At 52.5% G+C, this 15787-nt stretch carries 11 protein-coding genes; 9 read left to right on the forward strand and 2 right to left on the reverse strand.

Features of this window, described 5'->3' with window-relative positions; genetic code table 11:
* Positions 1–194 precede the first annotated feature (194 nt).
* The 9 genes from ACTJKB_RS23835 (at position 195) to ACTJKB_RS23875 (ending at position 13894) form a co-directional block, all read left to right on the forward strand.
* Positions 195–2024: a cache domain-containing sensor histidine kinase gene (locus ACTJKB_RS23835; RefSeq protein WP_440836838.1), complete on the forward strand. Its 1830-nt coding sequence runs from the start codon at positions 195–197 to the stop codon at positions 2022–2024.
* Entirely contained in the window at positions 2011–3669 is a 1659-nt protein-coding gene (locus ACTJKB_RS23840) for a response regulator (protein ID WP_440836839.1), read from the forward strand. The genes ACTJKB_RS23835 and ACTJKB_RS23840 overlap by 14 nt, the downstream gene beginning before the upstream one ends.
* Positions 3670–3829: 160 nt before the next feature.
* Entirely contained in the window at positions 3830–5215 is a 1386-nt protein-coding gene (locus ACTJKB_RS23845) for an ABC transporter substrate-binding protein (protein WP_440836840.1), read from the forward strand.
* Positions 5216–5324: 109 nt separating this feature from the next.
* Positions 5325–6227 (forward strand): carbohydrate ABC transporter permease, encoded by a 903-nt coding sequence (locus ACTJKB_RS23850; protein ID WP_074100261.1) that lies wholly within the window; start codon positions 5325–5327, stop codon positions 6225–6227.
* 13 nt (positions 6228–6240) lie between these two features.
* Positions 6241–7077, forward strand: coding sequence for a carbohydrate ABC transporter permease (locus ACTJKB_RS23855; RefSeq protein ID WP_440836841.1), 837 nt, complete (start codon positions 6241–6243; stop codon positions 7075–7077).
* A 115-nt stretch (positions 7078–7192) separates the two neighbouring features.
* Positions 7193–8194 (forward strand): glycoside hydrolase family 130 protein, encoded by a 1002-nt coding sequence (locus tag ACTJKB_RS23860; protein WP_074107403.1) that lies wholly within the window; start codon positions 7193–7195, stop codon positions 8192–8194.
* A complete protein-coding gene (locus ACTJKB_RS23865; protein WP_440836842.1) occupies positions 8194–11355 on the forward strand; it encodes a glycosyl hydrolase in 3162 nt (1053 codons plus the stop codon). Before ACTJKB_RS23860 ends, ACTJKB_RS23865 begins: the two co-directional genes overlap by 1 nt.
* A gap of 221 nt (positions 11356–11576) precedes the next feature.
* On the forward strand, positions 11577–12449 hold the full coding sequence (locus tag ACTJKB_RS23870; protein ID WP_440836843.1) for a PhzF family phenazine biosynthesis protein: 873 nt from the start codon (positions 11577–11579) through the stop codon (positions 12447–12449).
* A 677-nt stretch (positions 12450–13126) separates the two neighbouring features.
* Positions 13127–13894, forward strand: coding sequence for a DUF817 domain-containing protein (locus tag ACTJKB_RS23875; RefSeq protein ID WP_440836844.1), 768 nt, complete (start codon positions 13127–13129; stop codon positions 13892–13894).
* 115 nt (positions 13895–14009) lie between these two features.
* On the opposite strand, the gene ACTJKB_RS23880 is transcribed toward ACTJKB_RS23875, so the two are convergent.
* Positions 14010–15215, reverse strand: coding sequence for an ROK family protein (locus ACTJKB_RS23880; protein ID WP_440836845.1), 1206 nt, complete (start codon positions 15213–15215; stop codon positions 14010–14012).
* Positions 15216–15246: 31 nt separating this feature from the next.
* Positions 15247–15786: a chromate transporter gene (locus tag ACTJKB_RS23885; protein ID WP_074111761.1), complete on the reverse strand. Its 540-nt coding sequence runs from the start codon at positions 15784–15786 to the stop codon at positions 15247–15249.
* Between the last annotated feature and the right edge of the window lies 1 nt (position 15787).

The following is a 15787-nucleotide window of genomic DNA, read 5'->3' on the forward strand; positions in this document are numbered from 1 at the left end:
AGCAATGGCCGGGCGGGCCAGATTCACCAGCTGCTCTGGAATTCTAGAAGGAAATGATCGAGACCATTGCTGGGGTAGGAAATCAAGGTGAACTTGTTGACATCAACCCGAAATCGGTCGTATGGTACAGGGGATGAAAGCTGGTTGCCGGAGAACTGGCGGAATTTTTGCGGTAGGAAGGAGAGCGGGTATCCATGAGGTTCTTTCGAAAGTGGGGCAGCCTGATCTGGAGCAAGTCGAGTGAACGTTATTATCAGGTGTCCATCAAGCAGCGGGTACTTCTCTCATTTCTCGTATTGATAACGCTATCCATTAGCGCGATGGGAGTTCTAACCTACCGGATAGCCGGAAAGGAAATTCAGAACAATGCGTTTGAGACGAGTAAAGAGACGGTGGATAAGACACTGCAGCTGCTGGACTATCGGCTGAATGATGTGGCGATGTCGGTCCAATCACTGATGCTCAGTGATGCCTACAGGCAGATGATGATTGATGTTCAGGCTCATGATGTGACGAAATATTATGTCCATTTATCGGAGATGCAGTACGTCCTCTCGCAGGCTACCTTCAATGAGCCAATGATTGAGAACGTTCTCATAGCTACACCGATTGGGGATTTTTATTCCACCACCCAGGTCCGTGCACAGGATAATTCATTTTACGGCTCGGAGCTGTACGACAATAGCAAAAAAAGCCCCGGCGGATACTGGGCCAAAGGGCACTACGACCGGCTGTTCACCGGGAGCCAGCGTGTGGTGTCCTTTGTAGTGCGGGGAATTTATGAGCATACGCCGATCACCAACGTGTTCATTGTGGTCAATCTCAGAGAGAACCGGATTGCTTCACTGCTTGGTCAGGGCACTGCCGGTAAGGACCGAAAGTATTTGCTTCTGAACAAGGAAGGGGAGACGGTAGTGCTAACGGGCTGGCCTGCCCAGGGGGGGCCGCCGAAAGAGCCGGAATTTCTGCAGGACAGAACAGCGGACAGCGAGGGCAATTTCTTTTATCCTTTTGACGGTGAGGATTATCTGGTCAACTATAAGCAGTCGGCGGTTGCGCCGGAATGGATCCTGGCCGGGATGCAGTCCAAGGATCAGCTGCTCGGGCAGCTCAAGGGTGTGCAGCGGACGGTTCTGTATGTGATTCTGGTGTTTCTTTTGACGACCTGGTTTTTCTCAAACAAGCTGACGGCGGCGCTTCTCCGTCCCTTGTTCAAGTTGAGCCGGCTGATGCGCAGAGTGGAGGAGAACCAGCTCAGCGTTTCTTTTGAGAGCAAATACAACGATGAAATCGCCCAGGTTGGCTTTCAGTTTAACCGGATGATGACGGAGATCAAAACACTGATCGAAGATGTGCGGCAGAAGGAAAAAGGCAAACGCCATGCGGAGATCCGGGCGCTGACCGCACAGATGGAGCCCCATTTTCTATACAATACGCTCAATACGATCTATTGTAAGTCCGTGATGGGTGAAAATGAGGATGTCAACGAGATGATTCTCGCATTATCGCAAATGTTCCAGCTGGGGCTTGGCGGCGGCAAGGATCTGATTACGCTCGAGGACGAGCTTTCGCATGTGCAGCAGTACTGCGCCATCCAGCAAAAATGCTATGAGAATCTGTTCGAGTACCGTGCTGAAACGGAAGAGGAGGAGCTTTTGTCGGTCCCAATTCCAAAAATACTGCTGCAGCCGATTGTGGAGAACAGTATCCAGCACGGGTTCTCGGACCGGAGGAGCGGCGGCTGGATACATGTGCGGATTTCGCTGGAGCAGGCCATGCTCCATATTGTGGTGGAGGACAATGGCAAAGGCATGGATACCGCCAAAGTGGAGCTGGGTATGACTGAGCGGGAGCTTTCCAAAAAAGGATATGCCCTGGTCAATATCAGGCACCGGCTGCAGCTCTATTACGGTGAAGAGGCGCGGATGGAGCTGTCCGGCCAGGCGGGCGTAGGCTCGCGAACCGATCTATGGATACCGCTCAGTCCGCAGAAGGAAGAGGGAGGAAGCTATGAAATATCCTGAAGTAAAGCCGGTCAAAATTTGCGTGATCGACGATATAAAAAGCGTAGTAGACATGATTGCCCGCAAGCCTCAATGGCAGGAATACGGCATTGAGGTAGCCGGTACGGCGCTCGACGGGGAAGAAGGATTGCAGAAGGTCCGTGAGCTGAAACCCGATATTGTGCTTACCGACATCCGCATGCCGCGAATGGACGGGTTGGAGATGACCCGGGCGATTCTGGAATTTGCTCCGCACTGCAAAATCATTATTCTCAGCGCGTACTCGGAATTTTCCTATGCCCAGCAGGCAATTCGTCTTGGGGCCATGGATTTTGTCAAAAAGCCCTTTTCACTGGAGGAGATCGTGAATGTGGTGCTGAAGGCAAAGGAACTGTGTCTGGAGGATCGCAGAGAGCAGGAGAACCTAAAGGCTATGCAAGCCCGGATCAAAGAAAGTCTGCCGATTCTGCGCCAGGAGTATCTGACTCTCCTAATGCAGCATAGGGCGACTGAACCGGGTGCGAAAGCGCGATGGGAGTATCTTGGCATTCCGCTGGCGCAGGAGAATTTCACAGTGTTTATCGTCGAGATCGATCAGTTTGCCGAAAAGTACTGCCGCCAGCCTGTGCAGGAGATCGAACTGATCCGCTTCAGCCTGCAAAATATATTGGAAGAGACGATCTTGGCCTGGACGCAAGGAATTCTCTTCCGTGAGGCGACGAACCGTTATGTCGGAATCATCAACGGGGACGACCCCCATATGGCGGAGCAGATCACCGAGGCTTGCTGTGCCAATGTCAGCCGCTATTCCCGCTGCACGGTTTCGATTGGAATGGGACTAGGCGTATCTGCGATCCATGAGCTGGCCGATTCCTATGCGCAGGCGCTTGGTGCGCTGGCTTATCATTTCTATACTGGCGGCAACGCTGTATACAACTACGCGAGTATCGTCCATAAGCAGCGGGCTGCGAGCCACTATTCTGTTGCCGCCGAACAGGAATTTCTTTTCGCGCTCCGCTCAGGCAACCGTGAGAAAAGCCAGCTGGTGCTCGTACGTATATTCGATGAGCTGCTTCAGCTCGACCCGCTGCCCGCGCCGCAGTATGTGGAGAACATCGGCTACGAGTTGTCATTCAAAATCTGCCGGGTCATGCTAGAGCTATTCCCTTATGAGAAGGTCCAGCCGCTGGAGCAGGAAGTGAACCGTCTGAAGAACCGCCCGCATCCTTCGCTGCAGGAGATACGCTCCCTTCTGGAGGGACTGTGCGCCGAGGGCTGCCGCTGGATTGAGGAAGAGCGCTCCATCGAATCCACAAGGATTATCCGTCAGGCTAAGGCCTACATATCTGCCAACCTGCACACCAGCCTGACCCTGGAGCAGGTGGCGAAGCAAATCAGCCTCAGCCAGGGCTATTTCTCGAACTTGTTCAAGAAGGTGGCGGGCATCTCCTTTCAGCAGTTCGTCATGCACGAGAAGATGGAGAAGGCGAAGACGATGCTGATTGAAGGGCTGCAGGTGCAGGAAATCGCCATGGAGCTTGGCTATGAGCACCGCCGCTACTTCAGCGAGGTATTCAAGAAACACACCGGCATGACACCGTCGGAGTTCAAGATATCTTATCTCGGCAGGGCAGACTATACACAACTTACGAATCCACGGGGATGAACGATCCGCTGATGCTGCGGGTGTTCATCCCCGTTTGGCATTAGTTCAGCAGATATCTGCCCTTAATGTGGGTTTACCCGCATTATGCAGATGAATGGCCTGCCCTATAATCAGGGTGTAAGGCAAACACAGCTTTGAACATATAAGGGGGCTAACAGAAATGAAGAAACAACTGCTTCTGACTTCGCTGAGCGCGGTGCTGGCATTCGGTCTGGCCGCATGCGGCAACTCCAATACTGCTGAGAATTCCAAGGAGCCATCAAACTCTGGATCAGGATCGGCATCAGGCGAAAAGACCAAAATCAGCTACTGGACAGGTGACCGCCATGACGCCGAATTCGTAAAGGAAAAGGTAGCCGATTTCAACGCAACGAATACCGATGGCATTGAGGTGGAATTGGTCGTCAAGGGCGATGATTTCGATACAGCGCTGGATCTGTCCTTCCAGACTGCCGACTCTCCGGATGTGATCCGGGTGAAAGAAAACACCATCGGCACTTTTTATAAAAAAGAATATCTCGCTCCAATCGACGAGTATCTGTCCGATGACATGAAGGCTAAATTTCCGGAGATGGTTAATCTGAACACCTTTGACGGCAAACGCTACAGCCTTCCGAATTACGGTACGACGATGCGTCTGGTTTACAACAAGGACCTGTTCGCCAAAGCGGGAATTACCAAGCCGCCGGCAACCTTACAGGAGCTGGTGGACACTGCCAAAAAGCTGACCGCAGCGGGAAAAGCAGACGGTGCCTACGGCTTTGCGCAGAACTTCAAAAATCCGACCAGTGCACTTGGACGCTCAGCGCGGGTTATTGCTGAAATGAGCGGCTTCGGCGGCTTTGGCTATGACTTCAAAACGGCGCGTTATGACTTCAGCGGTTTCAAGCCGATTATCGAGGCTTTCAAGCAGATCAAAGATGACGGCAGCATGCTTCCAGGTGTGGAATCGCTGGATATCGATCCACTGCGGGCACAGTTTGCCGAGGGCAAGATCGGGATGTACCTGAGTTTTTCCTCGGAACCAGGGGTCTACAGCACACAGTTCCCGGCCAAAATCGACTGGGCTGCGGCACCTGCGCCTACGATTGACGGCAACGCAAAGGGCGCTTCGGGCTTCCTCGGAGGACAATGGCTGGCTCTGAGTGCCAAGTCCAAGCATAAGGATGCTGCCTGGAAGTTCATGGAGTATATGTACAGTGATCAAATGCTGACAGCCTATCAGGAGAATGGTTATGGCATCTCGATGGTCCCTTCCATCAGCGCCTCCGCCAAAACCCCTGAAGTCAAAGGTATCGAGGGGTTTCTGCCGAATCAGTATGACGGTGTATGGCCGGTGTATCCGGCAGTGGCACCGGAAGGCATGAAATCGGATGACGCCTTCTTCAAATACATGCTGAACGGCGGGGATTTGGATGCCACGATTGCCGATCTGAACAAACGCTACAACGCTGCGCTGGATGATGCGATGAAGAATGACGGCCTGAAAGCCGAACCGGACCCAGGCTTTAATCCGGCAGCGCTTGCAGGGAAGTTCGCAAAATAAGTTAAGAGAAGCTTATCCGAGCATTTCACAGAGACCATTTAAGGAGGGGGATTTCTTCCCCCATCCTTATCTTTTGACAGCAAGACAGGAAAGGAGCCTGGAGGAACCCATGAACAAAACCAAGAATGCCACCTTTGCCTACAGCTTTCTGCTGCCAAGCGCGCTGCTCACGCTTGTGCTGGGAATTTACCCGATTGCCTGGGCATTCCGCTATATGTTCTACAACTACAAGGGCTATGGAACTGCCCGGTTCATCGGCCTCGATAATTTTAGCCGGATTCTGCGTGATGCAGAGTTTTGGGATTCTGTCGTCAATACTTTTGTCTATGCGGGAGGCAAGCTGCTGCTCTCGATCCCGCTGTCCCTGCTCCTGGCGGCGATTCTGAACCGTAAAATCAGAGGGAGACAGCTGCTGCGGGCCGTTTTTTTCATGCCAACAGTAATCAGTACGGCCGTTATGGCTGTGGTCTTTTTTACGATCTTTAATTCATACAACGGAATTCTGAACCAGTTCCTGATCAAATTTAACATTTCATCCTCCGGCATTGACTGGCTGGGTCCGAAACATGCCATGCTTACGGTCATTCTGGTGGCGGTGTGGGGTGCGGTAGGCAACTATATGCTGCTGTTCCTGGCCGGACTTCAGAATATTCCCGAGGATGTTTACGAGAGCTCTTCTTTGGATGGAGCTAATAAAATACAGCAGTTCCGCTTCATCACCCTGCCGATGCTGGGACCCGTGCTGCAGATGGTCATTATGCTGGCGATCATCAATGCGCTGAAGGGCTATGAGAGCATAATGGTGCTTACCGAAGGCGGCCCTGCGGGCAAAACGGAAGTCATGTTCCTTTACCTGTATAAGCTGTTCTTTCCGGTCGGGGGCAGCTCAGCCTCAACCCAGGTGCAGGAGTTTGGATATGGAAGTGCGGTCGCATTTGTTTCTGCGCTTATCGTGGGGATGATTTCCGTGATTTACTTCTATGCCTCCAGACGAATGAATCGGATTGATTGAGGAGAGATGTGATATGAGAACAAAAGAGATAACGGGAAAGACGGTTTTATGGATCTTTTTGCTGGCACTCGCCTTTGTAACCTTGATTCCTGTTGTGATTACCATCCTCGGCTCGTTCAAAACAAACGTTGAGCTGACTACAGGCGCAACCTTCCTGCCAAGCAAATGGCATTTTTCCAACTACGCGGATGCCTGGGACAAAGCCCACTTCTCGACGTATACGGTCAACAGTCTAATCGTGTCGCTCTCCACGGTCGCCGGTACACTGCTGGTAGCCTCTATGGCTGCCTATGTAGTAGACCGAATGGAATTTTTTGGCAAAAAAATCTATATCGGTATGCAGTCATTCACAATGTTTGTCGCCGTAGGGGCGGTGGTACTGCGTCCACAGTTCGACCTGATGGTCAGGTTGCACCTGAACAGCTCGCTGTGGGGGGTCATTCTGATTTTGATCTCCGCGCATGCTTCGATCTTTTTTATCCTGCTCAGCTTCATGAAAGGCATTCCGCGTGAACTGGATGAAGCTGCACGGATTGACGGAAGCTCACTCGGCCGCACTTTTTGGACTATTATCCTTCCTCTGCTCGGTCCTGGACTGGGGGTAGGCGCACTCTTTACCTTCCGCGGCGCGTGGAATGAATATCTGCTGCCGCTCGTGTTCACCATGACGAAGCCGGAGCTGCAGACGCTCACTGTGGGCCTGGCGAATCTGAAGTATGGCATTTCCGCCGCCTCGCAGACTCATTACATGATGGCTGGTGCCTGCCTGTCGATTGTGCCGATTCTCGTAGCGTATGTCTTTGCCAATAAATCTTTTATGCAGATGACGGCTGGTTCCCTGAAGGGATAGGCTGAGCCTTTACGATCTCCTCTCCCTATGGAATATACTGCTTATAACAACGTAGATGAAACTACTACTTTAGGCTGTTTTTAAGACTACAAGCAATAATCAGGAGGTTTACAACATGACCGTTCAGGTTCCCGCAATTCTTACATCCAGTCCGCTGATTCACCGCTATCCCGGCAATCCGGTGCTGGATGCGTCTATGGTTCCCTATAGGACAGCGCTTGTGTTCAATGCAGGCGTCACCAAGTTCAAAGGCAAATATGTGATGGTGTTCCGCAATGATTATGGCTCGCTTACGGAGCAGACGATTGAGCCGCATCACACGACCGACCTGGGGATTGCTTTCAGTGATGACGGCTTCCACTGGGAGGCCAGTCCCAAGAAATGCTTCAAGCTGCATGACGAAGAGATTATCCGCGCTTACGACCCGCGTCTGACGGTGATCGGGGAGCGCTGCTATATGTGCTTTGCGGTCGATACCAAGCATGGCATCCGGGGCGGGATCGCAGTGACGGATGATTTTGAAGAATTTGAGATCCTCAGCCTGTCTTCGCCGGATCTGCGCAACATGGTGCTGTTCCCGGAGAAAATAGGCGGCAATTACGTCCGCCTGGAGCGTCCGTTTACTGTGTACAGCCGTGGCGGCAAGGACCGCTTCGATACCTGGATTTCGGAATCCCCGGATATGAAATATTGGGGCAATTCCGACCTGCTGTTCGCTGTGGAGCATGTTCCTTTCGCCAATGACAAGGTAGGACCTGCCGCACCTCCAGTAAAGACGGACAGGGGCTGGCTGACAACCTTCCATGCGGTGGATATTGACCCGGCACGTGGCAAACACGGTTGGGAGCCTGCCTGGAAGAAACGGTACACCGCAGGCATCATGCTGCTGGATCTGGAGAATCCGAAGAAAATTATCGGCATGTCCAAGCAGCCGCTGCTTGCCCCGGAGACCCGCTATGAGGTTGAAGGCGGCTTCCGGAATAATGTTATTTTTCCGGGAGGGATGATTCTGGAGGATAACGGTGAGGTCAAAATCTACTACGGCTCCGCCGATACGATAGAATGCCTCGCGACTGCACATGTGGATGACCTGATCTCCCTGTGCCTGAAAGGCTGATGAACAACCATGATAAACCGGATGGCGAACGGGGAGATGAACAAATGATGAATTTGCGGGATGACCTGAAGAACCCGCCTAACGCATACCGCTCCGTTCCGCTCTGGTCCTGGAATGACCGGCTGGAGAAGGAGGAGCTGGAGCGGCAGATTGAAGAGATGCACCGGGCGGGGATTGGCGGCTTCTTCATGCATGCCCGGGGCGGGCTGCAGACGCCATACATGGGCGAAGAATGGATGGAGGCCATCCGCATTTCGATTGAGAAAAGCCGCGAGCTCGGGTTGAACGCCTGGTTCTATGATGAAAACGGCTGGCCCAGCGGCTTTGCAGACGGGAAGGTGCCCGCCAAAGGACTGGCCTATCAGCAGAAGCAACTGCTGTGTGAACAGGCTCCATTTCAGGATGCGCCGGAACTGGAACGGACAATTGGCTGGTATGCCGCCGCAGCGGACGGACAGAGCTACCGATTGCTGCTTCCTGGCGAAGAAGCCGGTGCCTCCTTGAGAATCAGCTATAAAGTAAATTCTTACTACACAGATACGCTCAGTCCGATGGCAGTAAAAGAATTTATCGATACCACCTACGAGCGTTACTGGGAGCAATTCGGTGAAGAATTCGGTGCGGAGCTGAGCGGTGTATTCACGGATGAGCCGCAGTTCGGGCGCGGAGGGCTTCCCTGGTCTTTTGAGCTTGGGGAGATGTTCACTTCAAGGCATGGAGGCGATGTGAGGGCGGTTCTGCCAGCGCTCTTCCTGGATACCGAAGGCTGCAGCGAGGCCCGATATGCTTACTGGGAGACCGTAACCTTCATGTTCACGCAGGCATATGCCAAGCAAATCGGAGACTGGTGCGCAGGCAGGGGCTGGTCGGCGACCGGGCATGTCGTCGATGAGCAGGAGCTAATGAATCAAGTGACCTCTGTCGGTGACCCGATGGCCTTCTATGAACACTTGCAGATTCCCGGCTGCGACTGGCTGGGCAGGTTTGTCGGGAGCGATGCGCTGGTGCCGAAGCAGGTTAGCTCGGTGGCCCGCCAGCTCGGCAAGAAGCGGACAATAACCGAGAGCTTTGGCTGCTCCGGCTGGAACGTCAGCTTCGCTGACCTTAAACGAATCGGCGAATGGCAGTTCGTACATGGCATTAATCTGATGTGCCAGCATTTGCAGGGGTACTCATTGAGGGGATTGCGCAAACGGGATTACCCGCCATCCCTGTTTTATCAGCAGCCTTGGTGGAGCGACTATAAAGGCTTCAATGACTATTTCGCCAGGCTGTCCCTGCTGCTCTCCGAAGGCTCGGCCCAGGCGGAGGTTCTGTTGCTGCATCCGGTGCGTACAGCATGGACGCTACAGCGCGGCGGGGATCATTCCGCTGTGGTGCCTTATCATGAAGCTTTTGCCCAGCTCACGAGATGGCTGTGCCAAAGCCTGATCGAGCACGACTATGGCAGCGAGGGCATTATCGCCGGACATGGCAGGGTCAGCGGCGGCCGCTTCATCGTCGGCGAAGCGGCGTACCGTGTAGTTATTGTACCGCCTAGTGTGACCGTCGACAGGCAGACAGCGCAGCTTCTGCGGAAGTTCGTTGCGCAGGGGGGGAAGCTGATTGCTCTTGACCCTTGTCCGGCGCTGGTTGACGGCCGGGAGGATGTTGAATTCGCACGCTTCATGCAGGCTGCTGTTCTGACGGAATGGAGCCGCGAGGCGTTGTGCCGGGCGGTGTCCGCGGCCAGCAAGCCGTTCATCCGAATTAGCGGTGAAGCCGGGGAATCCGTCGCTGCGGATACGATCAATGTACGGACCCTGGAGCTTGCGGGCTCAACGCTGCATTATGTGGTGAATTCCGGCACGGAGTTCTACCCGCTGCTGAATATACAGCTGGCCCGTGAGGGCACGGTTTCGCTGATTGATCTAGAAACCGGAGATGTCCGTCCGCTGGAGCTGGAGCAGATGGAGCATATGGAGCAGGAACTGCTGGGACAGGGCGTACGCCTGCGGCTTCCGCTGCATCCCGGCCAGTCCTATATGCTGAAGCTTGATCCGCTTCCGAATTCAGCATCATTAACAGGGGACGGTAAGGCGACCGAACCTGTGGTGCCAGGGGAGAATGTGGATAACCGGGAGACCATGGCGGTGAGTCTGGCGACAGATTGGGAAATGGTGCACTCCGATCTCAATAGCCTGACGCTGGACAACGCATGCCTTCGTGTGGATGGAGGGGAATGGTCACAGCCGCAGCCGGTGATTTTTATCCAGGAGGAGCTGCTGGCTTACGGCAGGCCGGTTGCGGTGGAACTGGAATTTGAATTTCACATCGATTTCAACACGGCCAGACATCGTGAGCTGTTTCTTGTACTGGAACGGCCGGAGGAGCTGGAGATCGAACTGAACGGGGTTAAGGTAGAGGCGGTCAGCGGCGGCTGGTGGCGGGATATCTCGTTCAAGACCCTAGATATCAGCGGCCTCGCGGTATCCGGCCGGAATACGTTAGTTCTGAAAATGGAGTTCCATGGCTCACAGGAAATCTCGGAACGACTGGCCCGGGCTAAGGCATTCGAAGCGGAAGGCAACAAGCTTACGATCGAGCAGGAGCTGGAGAGTATCTATCTGCTTGGCGATTTTGGAGTACATTCGAGTTCGGGGTACACGGATGGAGAACGCAGAGCGGTATTCACGGATGGCCCCTTCCGTTTGACGGAGCCGCCACAGCAGGTGCAGACAGGGGATTTAACCCGGCAAGGATTTCCTTTCTTCTCCGGCAATATGCGCTTGCGTCAGAGCCTGACCGTCGATGTAGCGCAAGCAACTGCTGTGAAATGCTTCTTTCAGGCCCCACCTGATGCAATAGTAACAAAGCTGTTCATTAACGGGGCCGAGGTACGCACCTTTTTGTGGGAGCCATACCACGCAGAGGTTTCTTCATTTTTGCATAGCGGGAGCAATATCATCGAAGTGGAGCTGACGAGCAGCTGCCGCAACCTGCTGGGACCACATCATCATATCAAAGGTGAAGTCTACAAGGTCGGGCCGGACAGCTATAAGGATAAGCCGGGCTGGACAGACAAGGACCTGGATAAGGATACGCATGTGTATCAGGCGCGGTACGCGTTTGTAAAGTTTGGACTGGCGGCATCTCCGCTTATTCATGTAGAGCAGGCTTAGCACAGACAACCAATTGGTTACATGAACAAGGCATGTTGAATTTCTGAAACCAGCGGCAAACCTAAGAGCAGCACATATTCGCCGGGAAATTGACTCTGCAATTTTGGGGTATTGTGTTTTTTCGCATATTGTCCCCGTTCTCTTAATGAACTATAATCTTCATTCTAGGACAAGCAGCAGGTTATACGACTAGAAAAAGATATGGAGAGGGTGGCCGGGACATGAATGTGGAAGTGTACACTTTAAATGCTTTTGCCAAAGACGGAAGCGGTGGGAACCCCGCCGGGGTAGTGCTGGATGCAGGCTCCCTGAATGCAGCGGAAATGCAGCGTTCGGCGAAGGAGGTTGGCTTATCGGAGACGGCTTTTGTGGAAAAATCGGCGATTGCCGACTTTAAGGTCCGTTATTTCACTCCGGCCAGCGAGGTGGATTTGTGCGGGCATGCGACGGTTGCCGCTTTTTATCTGATGTATTCCTTGAACCTGGTTACGTATGCCACCTATACCCTGGAGACCAAAGCCGGATTATTGGAGGTCTGCATCAGCCATGATGGGGATGTCTATTTGTCGCAGGCGCTGCCACAGTTCTATGAAACCTTGCCAAGAGAAGAAATTGCAGCATCGCTTAGAATCGGCGCAGAGGAATTGGCCGGGGAGCTGCCTATTCAGATTGTGTCCACGGGGCTGCGGGATATTCTGATTCCGGTCAGTACCCGTGGGCTGTTAGCCAGGATACAACCTGATTTTGCCGCAATAACAGCGGTCAGCGAGAAATATAACGTCATCGGCTACCACCTGTTCACACTCGATACCCCGGATGATGCCGCAGCCGAATGCCGGAACTTTGCGCCGCTGTACGACATTCCTGAGGAGAGTGCAACAGGGACCGCAAGCGGCGCGTTACTTAGTTATTTGTACAAATACGGGCAGTTGTCCATTCAGCAGGCTCAGCATGTAGTGTTCAGGCAAGGATATTCGATGAGCTGTCCTTCCGAGATTAAGGCTGGATTAAGCCTGAACCATGGCGGAGAGATTACCCGGGTTCAGGTGGGCGGGATCGCAGCAGGCATACAGCGGAGAAGCATTGTGATCTGAGTGCTGGTCTCGAAGAGAGAACAGTTATGGGATAACGTTAAGCTATTCTGTCCAAGAGGCGGCACAGGTGGCAAGCAGCAGTTCATTTCTTATATCTAAAAAATACAGCCCGTTTGCATGTCGTGATATTTACGGCTCAAACGGGCTTTTCGTTATCTGCGGGAACACGGCTATAGTTTAAATTTGTAATTGAGATAAAGGAGCAAATTGTGGCATAATCTGAGAAATAAGATACCTTAAGGGAGTCGAAACCAGTGGCTATAGATCCGTTTGTTTTTTTGACGTGTATCATCTGTTTTTTGTCCCCAATCCTCTTGCGAAAAATTATGCTTCCGCTTCAAGCGGGAGCTGGAATTCAAGTTAAAATAATATATTTGATTGCATTCATTTGGGTGTTCGGTTCAATTAGTGCGTTGAGCATAAAAAGGAAATAGCAGGGAACGTGACGTTTTATTTACCTTTTCTGTAAAATGTATATGACACATTACGCGAACGGAATTATGGGATGATCAAGGGTATGAGAGGATCAGATCAGACCATTGGAATGTCTGAAACAGCAATAAAATATCATATATCAATTAAAATATATTGTTAAACGATAAATCATGTGTTAAATTTGAATTGACCATGCTGCTGTTCTTCAACAAAAGTGACGCACATTAGAGGAGAAACCATTATTGAAACCAATCATACAACTACTGCATTTTGGCTATCATCAGGCGATGAGCTGTATCTTTCCGGTTGCGATCTTTGGAACCCTGGCTCTTTCCAGCGTAGTAAAGCTGCCCTTCATTTACCGTTATGATGCCGTTCTTCTTATACTACTTGCCGTGCAGTACCTGATGTACCGCAGTGGACTCGAGACGCTCGATGAAATTAAAGTGATCTGTATATTTCATATTATTGGATTATTGCTGGAAATGTATAAGGTAAGGATGGGATCGTGGTCATACCCTGAACCTGGATTTACGAAGCTATTCGGTGTACCGCTCTATAGCGGATTTATGTACGCCAGTGTAGCAAGCTATATGTGTCAGGTATGGCGCAGACTGAAGATGGATATGACCGGCTGGCCGGGGCTTAGCTTTGCGGGGCTATTGGGAGGAGCCATCTACCTGAATTTTTTCACACATCATTTTCTTCCGGATTTTCGCTGGTGGCTGACGGCGCTTGTGCTTGTAGTCTTCTGGAGAACATGGATCATCTATCGGGTACAGAACAGTACTTATCGGATGCCCTTGACATTAGCCTTTTTCATTGTAGGTTTTTTTATCTGGTTAGCAGAAAATATAGCAACATTTTTTAGTGCATGGAAATATCCTAACCAGCATGAGGCCTGGCATCTGGTTGGCTTCAGTAAGATCAGTTCATGGTTCCTTCTGGTCATTATCAGCGTCATTATTGTTGCCCAGCTTAAACATGTTAAAGCCGGCCGGAAAACGTAAGATTCAGGGCAGCGGATATGCTTCGGCTGACGGATACTATAGTTTAATAAAATAGCGGCAGTCCGGGACTTTGTTTTTCAGTCCAGGGCTACCGCTGTTTCTTTGTGTACCCGCCTCAACTGGTAAGCTGATTCAGAATTAAGGCAGCCGCACCGGCCGCAACCGCGTTGTCGCTTAGGCTGCCCTTGGTGAAGCGGACCTTGTACTGCTCGCGGTAGTAGGTTTTTTCGAGGGCGGTCCTTGTGGCCTCCTGATAGAAAACATCGGCAGCCGAGAATAAGGGACCGCCCAGAATGACCTCCTCCGGGTGGAGAATATTGATCAGATTAGCCAGCCCTATGCCGCAATAGGCCGCAGCTTGCCCGAAGATTCTGTTCACCACGGAATCACCGGCCTGCAAGGCTTCAATTAAATGGCTGAATTCCAGATTCTCCGGGCGGTCCGAAAGCTCGCGGAGGATGGTGGCTCTGCCGCGGTTCCACTCCTCACGGGCCTGCATTTCCAGGGTGCGGATCGAAACGTAGGATTCCCATGCCCCGTAATTGCCTCCCGGGACGCTTGAGGCGACACCTGTGCTCTCAATGATCATCTGCCCAACGGCCCCTTCGGTGTCGATGACACCGTACAGAATCCGGCCTTCATTCATAATGGCGGAGCGCAGGCCGATGCCGGCATGCAGGTAGAGCAGCTGATGCTGCCGCCGGTCGCCGCCGGCCCAGTATTCGCCAAGCAGCGCGGTGTTGGCTCCGTTATCCAGGCACACCGGCACCTCCAGCAGCTGTTCCAGCCGCTCTTTGATACGCACCTGCGACCAGCCTGGGGCGGCGAAGCCGGCAGGTGTCAGAATCGTGCCTTCCTTGCGGTCCAAGGGGCCAACGGCCCCAATCCCAAGTCCGATGACCCGGCTGATGTCAATGGAAGCCTGCTCCAGCATGCGCAGCACCTGGGCATACACGGAATCCATCAGATGTTCCGGCGTGGCATACTCATCCATAGCCCATGTATATTCATCCAGCAGGGTTAGATGGAGATCAGCAAGGACCAGCCTCGAATGGGTCCGGGAGATTTCCAGGCCGAACACATAGCCGTAAGCGGGATTGGTCTCATAGAGTGTGGGCCGTCTGCCGCCGGTCGATTCCCCGTAGCCTACCTCCAGCAGCAGGCTTTGGGCAATCAGTTCATCGAGGATACGGGTTAAGGTACTGACGGTCAGGCCGCTCTCCTCCAGTAGCGTTTGTTTGGATACGGTCCCTTTTTTTCTAACGGACAAATACATATCCTTGGTTCTGGAACTGGGAATAAGTTCATGAATAGGCAGCACAAAGGTCTCTCCTTATTAACAAGTATCCCGATCAGGTAAAGAGGGCAATTCCGACTAAACCTGATAACAGAATGACATAAAAAGGGTGGGTCCGCAACTTCCATAACGCAAATAAGGAGGCGCCAAAAATCCCCCAGAGCATAATCTGATCGTAGGTAAAGGCCATGCTGATCATCCCGCTGGTCCTGGAGAACCGGTAGGCTCCATAAAAAATAATAGCGGCGACAACCGGTCGCAATCCGTAAAAACCCGCTTTCACCAGTTTGTGCTGATAAATCCGGTAGAAGAAGCCCGCAATCAGGACGGACAGAAGCAGCGAGGGCAGCAGGATGCCAAGCGTTGCCAGCAGAGCCCCTGGAAGAGCAGCAGTTTTATACCCTACAAAAACAGCGGTGTTGGTAGCAATAGGCCCGGGGGACATCCCGGCGACAGCGGTAACATTCATATATGTATGAAGATCCATCCAGCCGTTTCGCTCCACTTGCTCGCCAATCACCGGAATCATGGCATAGCCCCCGCCAAAGGATAACAGCCCTATCATAAAAAAAGTCCGGAACAGCTCCCAAAGCATA

This window comes from Paenibacillus sp. 22594, from assembly GCF_052044425.1.
GTDB lineage: Bacteria > Bacillota > Bacilli > Paenibacillales > Paenibacillaceae > Paenibacillus_AQ.

Excerpts from the sequence above, each read along its gene's own strand:
- ACTJKB_RS23885 (WP_074111761.1), bottom strand. The coding sequence starts at position 15,786 with ATGCTTTGGGAGCTGTTCCGGACTTTTTTTATGATAGGGCTGTTATCC.
- ACTJKB_RS23860 (WP_074107403.1), top strand. The coding sequence starts at position 7,193 with ATGACCGTTCAGGTTCCCGCAATTCTTACATCCAGTCCGCTGATTCAC.
- ACTJKB_RS23845 (WP_440836840.1), top strand. The coding sequence starts at position 3,830 with ATGAAGAAACAACTGCTTCTGACTTCGCTGAGCGCGGTGCTGGCATTC.
- ACTJKB_RS23870 (WP_440836843.1), top strand. The coding sequence starts at position 11,577 with ATGAATGTGGAAGTGTACACTTTAAATGCTTTTGCCAAAGACGGAAGC.
- ACTJKB_RS23850 (WP_074100261.1), top strand. The coding sequence starts at position 5,325 with ATGAACAAAACCAAGAATGCCACCTTTGCCTACAGCTTTCTGCTGCCA.
- ACTJKB_RS23855 (WP_440836841.1), top strand. The coding sequence starts at position 6,241 with ATGAGAACAAAAGAGATAACGGGAAAGACGGTTTTATGGATCTTTTTG.
- ACTJKB_RS23840 (WP_440836839.1), top strand. The coding sequence starts at position 2,011 with ATGAAATATCCTGAAGTAAAGCCGGTCAAAATTTGCGTGATCGACGAT.
- ACTJKB_RS23835 (WP_440836838.1), top strand. The coding sequence starts at position 195 with ATGAGGTTCTTTCGAAAGTGGGGCAGCCTGATCTGGAGCAAGTCGAGT.
- ACTJKB_RS23865 (WP_440836842.1), top strand. The coding sequence starts at position 8,194 with ATGAACAACCATGATAAACCGGATGGCGAACGGGGAGATGAACAAATG.